This is a genomic window from Pseudomonas sp. BN102, assembly GCF_029871245.1.
In the GTDB taxonomy this organism is placed as follows: Bacteria; Pseudomonadota; Gammaproteobacteria; order Pseudomonadales; family Pseudomonadaceae; genus Metapseudomonas.
This window is the reverse complement of the sequence record NZ_SSON01000066.1, coordinates 1-12,107: the sequence shown is the minus strand read 5'-3', so window position 1 is coordinate 12,107 and position 12,107 is coordinate 1. Positions and strand designations below refer to the sequence as shown.

Genomic DNA, 12,107 nt, shown 5'->3' with positions numbered 1-12,107 from the left:
CACCGCGGGCCGGGCAAAGAGGCCACCAATGACTGACTTCCTTTCCCCCGCAGAACGCTCGGACAGGATGTCACGCATAAGGGGCAAGGACACCCAACCAGAACTTGCGCTACGCAAGGTCCTCCATGGACTTGGACTTCGATACCGGCTACACGGCGCGGGACTACCCGGCAAGCCAGACCTCGTGTTCCCACGCTACAAGGCCGTAGTCTTCGTACATGGTTGCTTCTGGCACCGCCACTCTGGTTGTAAGATTGCTACTACACCCAAGAGCAACACGCCGTTCTGGCTGGAGAAGTTCGAGAAAAATGTTACTCGTGATGCACAAGCAGCAGCAGACCTGCAGGTTCTGGGGTGGACGGTACTTGTCGTGTGGGAGTGCGAACTGGCATCTGCTAAGAAAGCGCAGGCAACTGGCAAACGATTACATGAGGTGATCCGCCAACTCGACCAGAGAAAGGCATTGAATATTAACTGAAATTAGATCAGCACGGTGCCAGATGGGATTCATTGCCATGCGCAGTGTGGCTGCAGCCCCCAAACAGTCACTCGAAATCTATATAGAAAGCTCATTCAACCACGTTACCTCAAGCGATTTCGAACCAATGGCTTACCCCTACAAGCATAGGTAGCAGAACAGGACGAACAGCAAATGACCGAGGGTGTATTCCGAATCAGCTCGTACCTAAAGGATATAATTGGTCGAGATTTAGTAACAAATCAGTTCGTTGCCATTTTCGAGCTTGTAAAAAATTCTTTTGATGCTGGCGCAACAAAAGTAGATATCGAATTTGACCCTGAAGAACAACAAATAGCTATAGTAGACAACGGCCATGGAATGTCGCGGGATGACATCACAAATAAATGGCTTTTTGTTGCCTACTCTGAGAAGGCCATAGCAGAATCAGGGACATACCGAGATAAGATCAAGCCAGCTGGTCAATTTGCAGGAAGCAAAGGTATCGGCCGCTTCGCGTGCGACACCTTAGGGGAACAACTAGAACTATATAGCTTAGCAGAGAGTGAAAAATTCATCTCCAAACTAAAAATAGACTGGACAGAATTTGAGAAAGACAGCACCGAAGAATTTCAAAAAATCCCTGTTCGCTTAGAAAAGGCAAAGTCCTTCCCTGACATCTACAATGCCAATGCGCCATCCCCACATGGCACAGTACTTTTAATCAAGAACACACGACACCACTGGGACGAAGAAAGCATTAGCAGGCTCCGGAGAGACCTCGCCAAGCTAATTGACCCATTCGGCACTACCACTCATGTTTCTGTATCCACCTGGCTGATAGATGGCTCCGACAAGGCCATTGAAAACGTCGACGGCCCTATCGGAAACGAGATTGCAGAGCTCCTGCAAGAAAAGACTAGTCGCATCGTAGTCTCGATCGAGAACTCAATCATTGAGAGTACCCTGATTGACCGCGGAAGAAAAATATACTCGATAAAGGAACCCTCTCCGTATAGCGAGCTCGACGAAAGCCGAGTCACAGGCGAAATTTATTATCTTAATAGATCGGCAAAGCAAACCTTCACCCTCCGAATGGGTGTTAGACCTATCGAATTCGGTAGCGTATTTCTTTTTCTGAACAGATTCCGCATTTATCCCATCGGAGAAGAATATGATGACACGCTGGGACTGAATCGCAGAAAACAACAGGGACAATCGCGCTATCTAGGCACGCGGGATATCATAGGGCGCGTCGACGTAATAGCACGCCCCAAAACATTCCGAGAAGTTTCAAGCAGGGATGCCGGGCTAGTAGAGGACGCACGCAGCCGCGCGCTATTCGAAGCAATACGCCGACACATGATTTTCCGACTAGAACGTTATGTTGTCGGCGTCAACTGGCAAGACAAGATCGATCAGGACAAAGACACCCCTGAGCGCTTGGAAACGGACAGATCACGAGAAAGAATTCTAAATATCATTGGAGCACTCGCGAGATCAAAGGACATCGAAATCCTTTACTACGACAAAGATATTCTTCAAGTCTCGGAAGACCCCGACCAGATCACGGACGAAGTGCTCAAAACGATGTCAGAAGTTGCGGAGAATCAGGGTGACACCTCTCTCCGCGCTCAAATTGACGAAGCTAAAAAGCGAATCGTCGAGCTAAGAGCTTCTAGAGAAGAAGCACGAGAAATTGCGCAGCGCGCAATAGAGGACCGAAATCGCGCAGACGCTCATATCGCAAGGCTAGAGCAACAGGCAGCCTTTCTGGGCAGCAGTCAGGATGTTGATGTAGAGCGCGTTCAACTGCTAATGCACCAGGCAATTATCCATCTTGGGCATATACGCTCTGCAATCGCCAACTCTGCCCATGAGCTTCGAAACATCCTCTCGACAGCAAAAATGCCGGATGAGGGACTAGATAACCCTGACGATATAGAAGATCTACTAGCGTCTATACGCCAATCAACGAAGCGTGCATCCGCATCTATTGCTAGCGCAACTCTTTCGGGTGACAGATTGAGCACAGTTCTATCTTTCGCCCCCAACATTCGGGTAGACCTTCAGACCGATAAAGTCCACGGAGATCTGGTGCAGTTTTTGGATGAGTACTTTGATGTTCGGCTAGCGGGGATGCCGGGAATACCTCGCGCCATTTTCGATGGTTCAGGAGAGTCGTTGTTTAGAGATTTCTCCCCTGTTGATATCGCAGTACTTGTTGACAACCTATTAGATAATGCACGAAAAGCCAAAGCCAGAAAACTAGAATTAAAAGTAGTCAAGAAAACAAAGAGCTCCATAAAAATCCTTGTAAGCGATGATGGGCTAGGTATTGATGAGAGGAAAGTCGATTCCTCCAAGATTTTTGAGCGAGGATATACCGGTTCAGCCAACGGTACAGGTATAGGACTCTATAGTGTAAGCCAGATCATCAAAAACATGGGCGGATCTATCGAGCTCGTGGGTGATGGAAGCCGAGCAGACTTTGAGATTACGATTCCCGGGGAGAAAGAATGAATCTCGATATTGGTGTACTTTGGATTGAAGACTCTTTCAGCAAGGAAGAGGAGGACAGTCTTCGTCGACGCATCCTTGACGCAGGTTTTGTGGCACGCATAGAAACAATCCCCAATAGTGCGGGGATAAAAGAGCTAGCCCAAAACCACGAGCTCTATCATTGTTTCGACATTATTTTACTTGACTACAAATTGCAGGACGAAGATGGTGATGAAATAGCACCAACGGTCCGAAGACTATTTCCCTCCACCACGATACTTTTCTACTCAGGAAGCCTTGAGGAAAACGAGCTTCGCCAGAAAATGGCAGCCAAGGAAATAGAAGGTGTCTACTGCAGCGCTCGCCGGCGGTTCATTGAGCGAGCCGGATCCCTAATAGATCAAACAGCGCGATCTCTTAACCGGCTTTCGGGAATGAGGGGTTTAGCAATGAGGGTGGTAGCAGAATGCGACGAGATAATGAAACAAGCTATCCTTTCAATGTCAGCTCGTAGTCAAAAGTGCGCCGAAAAGAAAACCGATCTCGACAACGACGTAATTGAATTTATAGAACAATCAAGAGAAAGATATACAGCCGCAATCGATGGAAACATCGAGAATCGCTTTGCAACCTTCGCAGTAGATAGCACGAAACTATTCAAGCACTTTCGCCGGCTAACCCAAATAGCCGCCAATAGCGCAGAGGTTTTCGGACTGGATGAGGACCAAACTGATCGACTTAGGGAATTGAGACGATCTAGCGCCGATTACGACAGGGAGGTCCTGAAAAGACGGAACATACTCGGTCATGTCTTTGAAACTCAGGACACATCCGGCTGGACCCTAAGAGGAAGCGACGAAATCAAGGTCGGAGATTTCCCTGATATAAGAAGAGGTTTCGCTAGGCACATCGAAATCCTACGAGAGATGAGTGAACTAGTTACCTTTCTAGATGGAAAACTACCCTAATTTCCCTAATACCAACCCCGCCCGCGTCGCTCCGCAAGCATCACGAATATTACGAGCCATTTGAGTTGTCGAGAGCCAAATGGCCCGCCCCTGAGCCGATCTCAGTCATCTCGCGTTCAGTTGCTTATTCCAGATTGACGAAATCCTTGCCCTACAACGATTCGCTGCTCTAGGAGGGTAACTCGCTCTTGAAGGATACGACCGAACTCCTTCCGGTCAGAGGAGTAATGGGCACGACGATGACAATTCGGGCAGAGGGCCGCGACGTTGGCGGGCATGTCGGGACCATCATCGGCAAGTCGGGTCATGTGGTGCACTTCCAGAAAGGCCCGACCATCAGGGCGAGAGAAAGGAGCAGGCAGGTTACAGCCCTCACACTGGCCATTGGCCCGTAGAGTCGCGTAGAGGTGCACCGCAGCACTACGCTGCCGGTACTCCTGCAAGCTACTGCCGAGCTCAGTTCCAATGGGACCCGTGCTTAGACGTCGCTGCATTTCCTGCAGGTCGATATCGCCATCCTTGTGCATATCGTCCTGTCCAGCCCAGTAGTCGCCGTCACCTCCAACAGGAGCCAGGCGGAACCGCCATAGCCTGTCCCCCTTTCGACTGCCATCACTGGGTACGAACGGCTCGAAACCGACGACGTTGAATTCCCCCCGAAATGAGAAAAGCTTTCCGTATCCGCCTCGGGCCGCAACCTCTCGTGCCGTAGGCTCCCGTGTCGTGAAGAACAGCACAGACAGTTTCCCAGATGAAATCTTTGCATTGGCTGCATTTGTCAGTGACTGGTCTCCTACCAGCCCTTGCCCGAAATACCACCAGCTCCCATCGGCTAGCAGTTCATCCGAGTATCCCGCCCTTTTGCCTCCCTTCCCGCCGGATGTACAAACCAGGCATCCTGGCTCTTTGCTTCCCCATAGGACACCTGATTGCATTTGGCGACTGCCAATGAATTCAAGTAGACGAGACCTTTCATACTCCTGCCCAAAAACAAACAGATGCATCTCTTTTCCTTATTCGCGAGCCTTCCACAGGCCCTTCCATGGATGATTGGCACGAAGCCGCCTATCCCGAGATTGCCATATGAGCAAAAACCATAGGCACCTGACCGACGCAGAACAAGCCATTGCCCAGCAGTTATGCTCCTTCCAAGAAAAAGCTGCCAGGATGTGGCATGGCCACGAAAGAGAAGCGGTCATTGCCCTGATTCGAGCGCTCGATACCTCTGTAGAGATTCACTTGCAGGGTATCGGTAAAAATCGTTACATATCGCTGGGTACGGCCGCTGCATTGCGTCCATTTCTTTCAAGGCTCGGAAATCAACCAGGCGCTCTCGCATGGAAACCGATGCCCGCTGAAGTCGCCCGGTTTGCCTACTCGTACCTCGAATCCTGCGGGCAACTTACCCACCTATCCCGAATGGCAGCGCTGGAGCGCCAGGCGTTGGCAATGACGTCGCGTCCCAGTGCCAGCCACGTAGTCATCAAAGTCCCATACAGCGTCCCCGAACTTTCCCTGCAATACGCGATGAAGGCCCGGAAAAGACGTGCATTGGCCGAAAGTCCAGAGGACAGCCTGGAAGAGCTTAGGTGGCGGCGACTACGCGAGCGCATGAAGTCCTACGTCGATGCTCCCGGTGGGTGGTTCATTCACTACGAGAGTGACATGGAGATCGTGTCAGCCTACCAGGAAAGAGCCCGGCTCTATGGCAAAGGTTTTCTCGAAGCGGAGGCCTTCCCGGATGACGTCATGCTTGGCGACAGGACTTTCGGCGAATGGAAGCAAGCCTGCGATCAGGAACTGGGACGCATCTTGTGCCACATCGATTTTGTCGGACTACTGCAGAGGAAGAGACCAGGAATCAATGCGAGTAATGTGTTGACCCGTTATGGCAGGAGGGACAGCGTAGAAAACGCCTGGCAAGAGGCCGGCCTGCCGCCAAGCCGGCTTTCATCGACTATGCAGGCGCTAACGCTCGATAGTGGAAACCTGGAGGACTGGGAAAAGGCACACGAAGTCCCCTGCGCCTTCTACGTCGACCTCGGGAGAGAGCACTTACTGCTTCCGTGCTTCGGGGCCCTGACCAACCCCTACTTCGCCCTCTTCCGCCATCTACGCAATGCGTACAAGCCTGACTGGGATCGGGGTGTCGATCGAAGAGAGGCGATTTTCCGGTCCGACCTAGCCAAAGCATTTCCAGAGCCCGGTTTCCTGGTCCCTCCCCATGGCTTTCAGCTGCGGCGTCCTGATGGCTCGAAGCTGACGGACGTGGACGCCATCATCGTCGACAGATGGCATGGCTCGTTAGCGCTGGTCCAGCTGAAGTGGCACGACATCTTTGGGTTCTCTCTATCGGAGCGAGAGAGCCGCAGGCGGAACATTGCCAAGGCAAACGAATGGATTGAGCGTGTCATTTCCTGGGTCGGCGGGCGCAGCTCCGCCGAGTTGGCCAGGACGCTGGGACTTAACGTCAGGGCCTCCGATGCGCCGCCTATCCTCTATGTCGTTGCACGGTATGCAGCACGCTTTACCGGAGAGCAAGGCCAGGATCCTCGCGCCTCGTGGCTCGGCTGGCCAGAGATTTTGAATGTCCTCGACGAGCAGCCCAAGGGAGACGTTCTGTCAATAATCCCCCGGCGGGTGTTGGAGCAAGAGGCTCGGTTCACCGCCTTGGAGGAGCAGCGATTGGAATTCCGCTTTCCGAACCTAGCTATCGATCTCCATGTTACGCAGGACTCCTGAGCTCCAAGAAAGCCAACAGAGTCCAGCGCCCCACGCCGCACACCTGAGCACCTCGCCCAGCAACGCATGCACTGGAGACTTCTCTATAGGGATGACCGTTTGAAGCCAAAAAGTTCTTCAGCTCGTAGACCAAAAATGACGAGGTAGGTACTCCCTCAACCTACCTCGCAGTCGCGTTGGCTTTTCGATCAGCTGGCATTAACCACAATACGCCGCAGTAGGTTGCCATCCTGAAACCTGCAGGCTAGAGTGCGCCCGTCGTGGTAAATCCCACGGCCGGGTGTGGTAGCCCGAATACACGAAGGCGCGGTTGCGTCATACACGAGTGCAGTCTCAATCGAGACCTGCGGCATTCTCGTGCTCCTATGGCGGCCGTGCGAGGCGGGCTTCGGCCTGTCCGGCTGCCCTTCGTGAGCCGGTCTACCACCCTTGCACGGTCCGCCTCCATTCGTGTGGTAGCGAATGGCGCGCGGCTCCTTAATGTCACGAAGGAGCATAAGGAAAATGCGCTACCCACCTTTTACCCAAGAGCTCCGCCTTGGGGTTTTGGTCTTGTCCACCTCTGTTCTGGAGGTGCGCCATGGCTGAGTTCGAAACCTGCGTTATCCCCTTTCCACGGCGGCCGAGTCCGCTGCACGAATCCGAACGCTCTCCCCTACCCGTCGAGGCTGCGGCCGAACTGCGCGCCACCATGCTCGGCAACTTGCTGGATCAATTGGCCGAGCCGGATGGATTCCAGCCGGAAAACCTGCGCCTACGGCTTGTGGTCTACTCGGCCCAGGATCTGCTCGACGAGATGGTCGTGCTGTTCCGTCGTGCGCTTTCTGAAGCACGAGGAGGTGCCCGATGAGCGAGGGCGTCATGACTTGCCTCCCGCCACACGATGGCCATCCAGGCATGGAGATCATCTGGGCCGCGGACTGCCGACAGGCATTCAATCAAGGTGTGAGGCTTGCCCAGTCTTGGCTCGACAACGCTCGCAGCGGCTGGCTCTGGGCGATCATGATCGCGGAGCGTGATCTTCTGCCCTGCGCAATGGAAAGGCGCGCTTTCGAGGTCGGTTTCCTGAGCCGTATTCACCAGCGGCTGAGTTCGCTGCAGCGCAATGAGCAGCGGATCAGGGATCTGCCTTTGACGCTGTAGGCAAGTAGCTCGAGCCGGTTCAGCCGACTCGAGCTTCCAGCCTAGCGATAGGCTTTCTTGAGAGACGCGCATGTCCTCTCCGGCCCCTTGGGCCTGCGCGCTTCGCTTGCCGTCAAGGGCTGCGCGTGCGGGGCACGCTTGCGGCCAGGCCGGCTTTCGCCCCCTGACTGCTGCGCTGCGTCGTGCTGGTCCGGGATCGGGCAATTCCGCCCGAGTAACCGGAGAACGACCATGTCGCAACCTATCCCAGCTATCGCCGCTACCCTGCTCGTGCGCGACGACCAAGGGTGCTATCTGCCGGCATCAGCCGATCAGATCCTTGAAGCCGCACGCCAGGCCATTGATTACAAGCTGCAGCGTGGTGCCAGCTTCACTTCCCCCGGATGTGGTCAAGGACTATCTTCGCGCCAAACTGGCCGGCTACGAGCGCGAGGTGTTCGCGGTATTGTTCCTGGACGCCAAGCATCGACTGATCCAGTACGTCGAGCTTTTCCAGGGCACCATCGACAGCACAGCGGTCTATCCACGTGAGGTCGTCAAAGAAGCTCTGCACCTGAATGCAGCCGCGGCGATCATCGCTCACAACCATCCCAGCGGTAATCCAGAGCCCAGCGAAGCGGACAAGTCGATCACCCGGCGAATCAAGGAAGCACTAGCGCTGGTGGACGTGCGTACGCTGGATCACATCATCATCGCAGGAACCCGGTCAGTCTCCTTCGCGGAGCACGGGCTCATTTGAGCCAAGGGGGCCTAGCCCCCTTTTTTGCAAGATGCGGATCAATTGATCACTTCGGGCGCGGCTTCTTCGCGGGCGGCCAGGCTCACGCTCCAGTGCCCACCGCTTTCTTGGACAAGCTGCAGCAGGTCATAGGTTTTGATCATGTCGAGCAGGCCCGAGTGGCCGAATGCGCTGGGCGAAAAAGCAGGATCAGTTCGTTTAAGGTATTGCCCCAGGGCGCTCAAGGTGACCTTGCCCTCGCTGGTTCTGGCAGCGAGCAAGGACACTGCATCCAAGACGAACCTCGGTCTGCGTTTGACGGCAGGCTTTGCGGGGTCGGGCTTGGCGGGGTCGGTCTTCAGGTTGGCGTCAGGCTTGGCGGCAGTCTTCTCGGTCTGCTCCGCGGGTTCTTCGGCGTGCTCGTCACGACTCCATTCGAAGAACTGATCGCTGGCGTTGCGAAGTGCGGCAGGTGTCTTGGACTCACCGACAATGCAGACCGTGGCGCCCCGCTCACGAAGCTTGCGGCAGAGGTAGGCAAAGTCCGAGTCGCTGGTGACCAGGCAGAAAGTGTCGACTCGATGGTCGAAGAGCGCTTCGAGGGCATCGAGCGCCAACGCAATATCCGAAGTGTTCTTACCCGCTGCGTACTGGTACTGAAGGCATGGCGTGAAGGCCAAGCGCACTAGTGCCTCCTGCCATTTGTTGGCCAGTGTTCCGTGGTTGCCATATCCCCGGCGGAGCACCACACGTCCAAACTGGGCAACGACACGCAGCGCGTGTTCCAGAATCTCGGGAGATACGTTGTCGCAGTCGACCAGGACCGCGACACGTGTTTCTCCGGCGGGAGTGAATACGCCCATCCCTGCTCCTTCTGCTGCCCATCCCTTTTCAGGATTTGTGATTGTTGTAGAGGACACGGGCCATTCTTGGCGATCCTCAGGCCAATCGAGTATGCCCAATAGCGTGAGTGTCGGTACATCAGCTGTTGCTTGAGCTACGAGCTTGCCATTTAACCGAGTGGCTAGCCGCATCGATCGCTGTGGCCGGCCACCACTAGATGTCGGCACTTTTCTTCGTCCGGAGCAGAGGGTCTTGACCCCTCAAAGCCAACAAAGACGGTTTCCATTTGGCCGCCGCGCTGGGTGGAGGCCCCGCGAGCCTTCCTGTAAAAAAGCCCCGCCCATTGTCAGACGAGGCCCTGCACCAGACCAACCCGCCCGAAGGTAGGACAATGAGCTGGCCGCCTACTGCAGCGTCTTGGGGAAGTCCTTAAACATCCGCTCATCATAGGCGAAGTTGTAGACCTCTCTGATTCGGACCATGCCCATCGCGGGATGAGCTGGGTTCAACACGAGATTCCTTTCCAGTGGCATCACGACCGAAGGAACGATCAGGCCGAGATGACTCGTTGACCTCAGCCAGCGGGTACCGAAATCCATACTTGGCCGATCGGCCGGCACCGCATTCCAGCCCATTGGCAAGTCTTTAAACCCGGGCTCCCAATACAAACCAGGGTCATCTGGCAGCTCGATCAGGGCAATCTTGAGCGGTGGCTGGACCCTGCTCGTGGTATGGACAAACGTCTCGAGGCTGCAAATGCCAGGCGAGAGGCCCAGGTAGACCGCTGGTACGTCGACGTCGTTCCAACGACCACCAGCAATAGCCGCACCCGCGCCTGTAAGGTCATTGATGCGCTTTTCCTTTGCGACCCTCCATCCCTGCATTACGCGGCTCCGCCCCACTCAATGGCATGAAGGACCCGGCGCACTTGATTGGCGCCAATCTCCGTGTCGCACAAGCTCAGCGGTTGCCGTCCTCCCAGGGACTGGTTGGGCTCGGACATCCAGTCTGCGGCCGCCTGCTTGTCCTCAAAGACCTCTTCGGCCAGTAGCGCTACAGAGGCCAGACGATCCAGCCGCTCTGAAGCCACCTGATCCAGCGGCAGGTTGCCCTTCTTCCGACGCTCCAGCGTCGAGGCAGATGCATTGGCAAAAGTCAGCAGTAGCTGGGTCGAAACATGAAAGGCTTCCTTCATGCTGACGACCCATTCCGTGCCCAGCCCAGCCTTGATTTCGGCCAACCGCTGGTTCTCGGTGAGCTTCGCGCGAGCATGAACCAGGGTCCAGAAGGCGGCGGGCTTTGCCATCCCCTTCCTCTCCTCGTGATTTCTGATTGCACTCATGACATGCTCCAAATGAAGAAAAAAAACCTTCAAATGAAGGATATCGCGTTTCGGATAACGGAGAAAGCGAGCATTCGATTGGATACTTCGGCGCTAGCACTCAACCTCTCGGGGCCTGGATCGTTGATGGCGAATAGCCACTAGCCATCATCCCTTGCAACAGTAATGCCGTTACCATGGGACGAGCAGCGCACGAAGCTAGCGGCATACTCCAAGCTGCACTCGAACGAGCACGAATGTGAATCTTCAGGACGCCACCCTTGCCCATTTCCTTGCTGCCCGTATCCACGGTACCGACAGCGCCATCAAGGCAACGGCTAAACGCTGCGCCAATCGCCTTCCCGTAGTAAGCGCAATCTGCTGGAGCGAGTCGCCTTGCTTCCAGCGATCCCACATCAATGCCTTCTGGCTCTCGGTGTAATGGATGCGGAGTCTTTGCTGCATCTGTAACACTCCTCCTGGCTACCCAGAATCTAGTGTGTTGCATCCACCGGTTGAATCCACAGCCGAAAGCGGACACCTTGAATCGGTGTCCGCCACTTAGGCCCTAGCTATACCTCACCAGATTGAGAGCCGGCAGCGGCCCACCGGGGAACTGCGCAAGGCGTCCCTCGGCAAGACCGCCCAGGTCGATGCCAGCAAAGCCCAGACGCTCGATCAGCGCCGCGACCTCGGCCTTTGCCGCTGCATCCTCGCCGGAATAGAACAGCACGCGGCGTCCGCCCTCGGCTTGCGGGTCGCCAGCCAGCAGCGCCGGTGCCAGGTGGTTGAAGGCCTTAACCAGGCGAGCTCCCGGTAGCAGCTGCGCTACCACTTCGCTGGAACTCTGGGCGCCCAGGTCGAACGGCCGGAAGGTCGGCGCTTCGATAGGGTTGTTGGCATCCACCACGATGCGCCCGTTCCAGGGGCCGAGCCCGTCCAGCGCGGCGGGGATCTTCGACCAGTTCACCGCGAGGAAGACGATATCCGCCCGGGCGGCCTCCTCGCGGCTGACCGGCCTGACCTTCGGCCCCAGTTCATTGGCCAGCGCCTGCAGGCTCTCGGGCCCACGGCTATTGGCGATGACGACTTCGAGGCCCGCGTTGCTCAGGGCGCGGGCGATGGCGCTGCCGATGGCTCCGGCGCCGATGATGCCTATCTGCATGTCCCGTTCCTCCCTCAGGCGGTGAAGCCGCCATCGACCAGCAGTTCGGCACCGCTGACGAAGGCCGCCTCGGGGCTGGCCAGCCAGGCCACGGCGGCGGCAATGTCGCGAGCCTCGCCATAGCGGCCGACAGCGATGTTGGGGCGGACGAAGTCAGCCACCGGGCCGTCCGCCGGGTTCATGTCGCTGTCGGTCGGGCCGGGATGCACGGTGTTGACCGTGATGCCACGCGGGCCGAGGTCGCGCAC

At 55.9% G+C, this 12,107-nt stretch carries 13 protein-coding genes and 1 pseudogene; 7 read left to right on the top strand and 7 right to left on the bottom strand.

Annotated elements, in window-relative coordinates; translation table 11 throughout:
- Window positions 1–28: 28 nt before the first annotated feature.
- From vsr to E8F12_RS14405, 3 genes are all read left to right on the top strand, one after another.
- On the top strand, window positions 29–478 hold the full coding sequence (gene vsr, locus E8F12_RS14415; RefSeq protein ID WP_280325937.1) for a DNA mismatch endonuclease Vsr: 450 nt from the start codon (window positions 29–31) through the stop codon (window positions 476–478).
- Window positions 479–652: 174 nt separating this feature from the next.
- Window positions 653–2,980, top strand: a complete 2,328-nt coding sequence (locus tag E8F12_RS14410; protein WP_280325936.1) for an ATP-binding protein — start codon at window positions 653–655, stop codon at window positions 2,978–2,980.
- Entirely contained in the window at window positions 2,977–3,927 is a 951-nt protein-coding gene (locus E8F12_RS14405) for a hypothetical protein (RefSeq protein ID WP_280325935.1), read from the top strand. Before E8F12_RS14410 ends, E8F12_RS14405 begins: the two co-directional genes overlap by 4 nt.
- Window positions 3,928–4,043: 116 nt before the next feature.
- On the opposite strand, the gene E8F12_RS14400 is transcribed toward E8F12_RS14405, so the two are convergent.
- On the bottom strand, window positions 4,044–4,421 hold the full coding sequence (locus E8F12_RS14400; RefSeq protein WP_280325963.1) for an HNH endonuclease signature motif containing protein: 378 nt from the start codon (window positions 4,419–4,421) through the stop codon (window positions 4,044–4,046).
- 589 nt (window positions 4,422–5,010) lie between these two features.
- Here E8F12_RS14400 and E8F12_RS14395 point away from each other — a divergent pair.
- The 4 genes and pseudogenes from E8F12_RS14395 (at window position 5,011) to radC (ending at window position 8,551) form a co-directional block, all read left to right on the top strand.
- A complete protein-coding gene (locus E8F12_RS14395; protein WP_280325934.1) occupies window positions 5,011–6,669 on the top strand; it encodes a hypothetical protein in 1,659 nt (552 codons plus the stop codon).
- 580 nt (window positions 6,670–7,249) lie between these two features.
- Window positions 7,250–7,519 carry a hypothetical protein gene (locus E8F12_RS14390; RefSeq protein WP_280325933.1) on the top strand — a complete coding sequence of 90 codons (270 nt, stop codon included), beginning with the start codon at window positions 7,250–7,252 and terminating at the stop codon, window positions 7,517–7,519.
- Window positions 7,516–7,812: a LasR-specific antiactivator QslA gene (locus E8F12_RS14385; protein WP_280325932.1), complete on the top strand. Its 297-nt coding sequence runs from the start codon at window positions 7,516–7,518 to the stop codon at window positions 7,810–7,812. Before E8F12_RS14390 ends, E8F12_RS14385 begins: the two co-directional genes overlap by 4 nt.
- Before the next feature lie 231 nt (window positions 7,813–8,043).
- Window positions 8,044–8,551, top strand: a pseudogene (gene radC, locus E8F12_RS14380) (DNA repair protein RadC).
- A 38-nt stretch (window positions 8,552–8,589) separates the two neighbouring features.
- Here radC and E8F12_RS14375 read toward each other — a convergent pair.
- From E8F12_RS14375 to E8F12_RS14350, 6 genes are all read right to left on the bottom strand, one after another.
- Window positions 8,590–9,393 (bottom strand): NYN domain-containing protein, encoded by an 804-nt coding sequence (locus tag E8F12_RS14375; protein ID WP_280325931.1) that lies wholly within the window; start codon window positions 9,391–9,393, stop codon window positions 8,590–8,592.
- A 384-nt stretch (window positions 9,394–9,777) separates the two neighbouring features.
- Window positions 9,778–10,257: an RES family NAD+ phosphorylase gene (locus E8F12_RS14370; protein ID WP_280325930.1), complete on the bottom strand. Its 480-nt coding sequence runs from the start codon at window positions 10,255–10,257 to the stop codon at window positions 9,778–9,780.
- A complete protein-coding gene (locus tag E8F12_RS14365) occupies window positions 10,257–10,715 on the bottom strand; it encodes an MbcA/ParS/Xre antitoxin family protein (RefSeq protein ID WP_280325929.1) in 459 nt (152 codons plus the stop codon). Before E8F12_RS14365 ends, E8F12_RS14370 begins: the two co-directional genes overlap by 1 nt.
- A 246-nt stretch (window positions 10,716–10,961) precedes the next feature.
- Entirely contained in the window at window positions 10,962–11,159 is a 198-nt protein-coding gene (locus E8F12_RS14360; RefSeq protein ID WP_280325964.1) for a hypothetical protein, read from the bottom strand.
- A gap of 103 nt (window positions 11,160–11,262) precedes the next feature.
- Entirely contained in the window at window positions 11,263–11,859 is a 597-nt protein-coding gene (locus E8F12_RS14355) for an NAD(P)-binding domain-containing protein (protein ID WP_280325928.1), read from the bottom strand.
- A gap of 14 nt (window positions 11,860–11,873) precedes the next feature.
- The coding region (locus tag E8F12_RS14350) for an SDR family oxidoreductase (RefSeq protein WP_280325927.1) at window positions 11,874–12,107 on the bottom strand (234 nt) is incomplete at its 5' end.

What these genes read in the sequence shown, in the direction of transcription:
- E8F12_RS14395 (WP_280325934.1), top strand. Translation starts at nt 5,011, where the DNA reads ATGAGCAAAAACCATAGGCACCTGACCGACGCAGAACAAGCCATTGCC.
- E8F12_RS14390 (WP_280325933.1), top strand. Translation starts at nt 7,250, where the DNA reads ATGGCTGAGTTCGAAACCTGCGTTATCCCCTTTCCACGGCGGCCGAGT.
- E8F12_RS14360 (WP_280325964.1), bottom strand. Translation starts at nt 11,159, where the DNA reads ATGCAGCAAAGACTCCGCATCCATTACACCGAGAGCCAGAAGGCATTG.
- E8F12_RS14375 (WP_280325931.1), bottom strand. Translation starts at nt 9,393, where the DNA reads ATGGGCGTATTCACTCCCGCCGGAGAAACACGTGTCGCGGTCCTGGTC.
- E8F12_RS14410 (WP_280325936.1), top strand. Translation starts at nt 653, where the DNA reads ATGACCGAGGGTGTATTCCGAATCAGCTCGTACCTAAAGGATATAATT.
- E8F12_RS14355 (WP_280325928.1), bottom strand. Translation starts at nt 11,859, where the DNA reads ATGCAGATAGGCATCATCGGCGCCGGAGCCATCGGCAGCGCCATCGCC.
- vsr (WP_280325937.1), top strand. Translation starts at nt 29, where the DNA reads ATGACTGACTTCCTTTCCCCCGCAGAACGCTCGGACAGGATGTCACGC.
- E8F12_RS14385 (WP_280325932.1), top strand. Translation starts at nt 7,516, where the DNA reads ATGAGCGAGGGCGTCATGACTTGCCTCCCGCCACACGATGGCCATCCA.
- E8F12_RS14370 (WP_280325930.1), bottom strand. Translation starts at nt 10,257, where the DNA reads ATGCAGGGATGGAGGGTCGCAAAGGAAAAGCGCATCAATGACCTTACA.
- E8F12_RS14365 (WP_280325929.1), bottom strand. Translation starts at nt 10,715, where the DNA reads ATGAGTGCAATCAGAAATCACGAGGAGAGGAAGGGGATGGCAAAGCCC.
- E8F12_RS14405 (WP_280325935.1), top strand. Translation starts at nt 2,977, where the DNA reads ATGAATCTCGATATTGGTGTACTTTGGATTGAAGACTCTTTCAGCAAG.
- E8F12_RS14400 (WP_280325963.1), bottom strand. Translation starts at nt 4,421, where the DNA reads ATGCAGCGACGTCTAAGCACGGGTCCCATTGGAACTGAGCTCGGCAGT.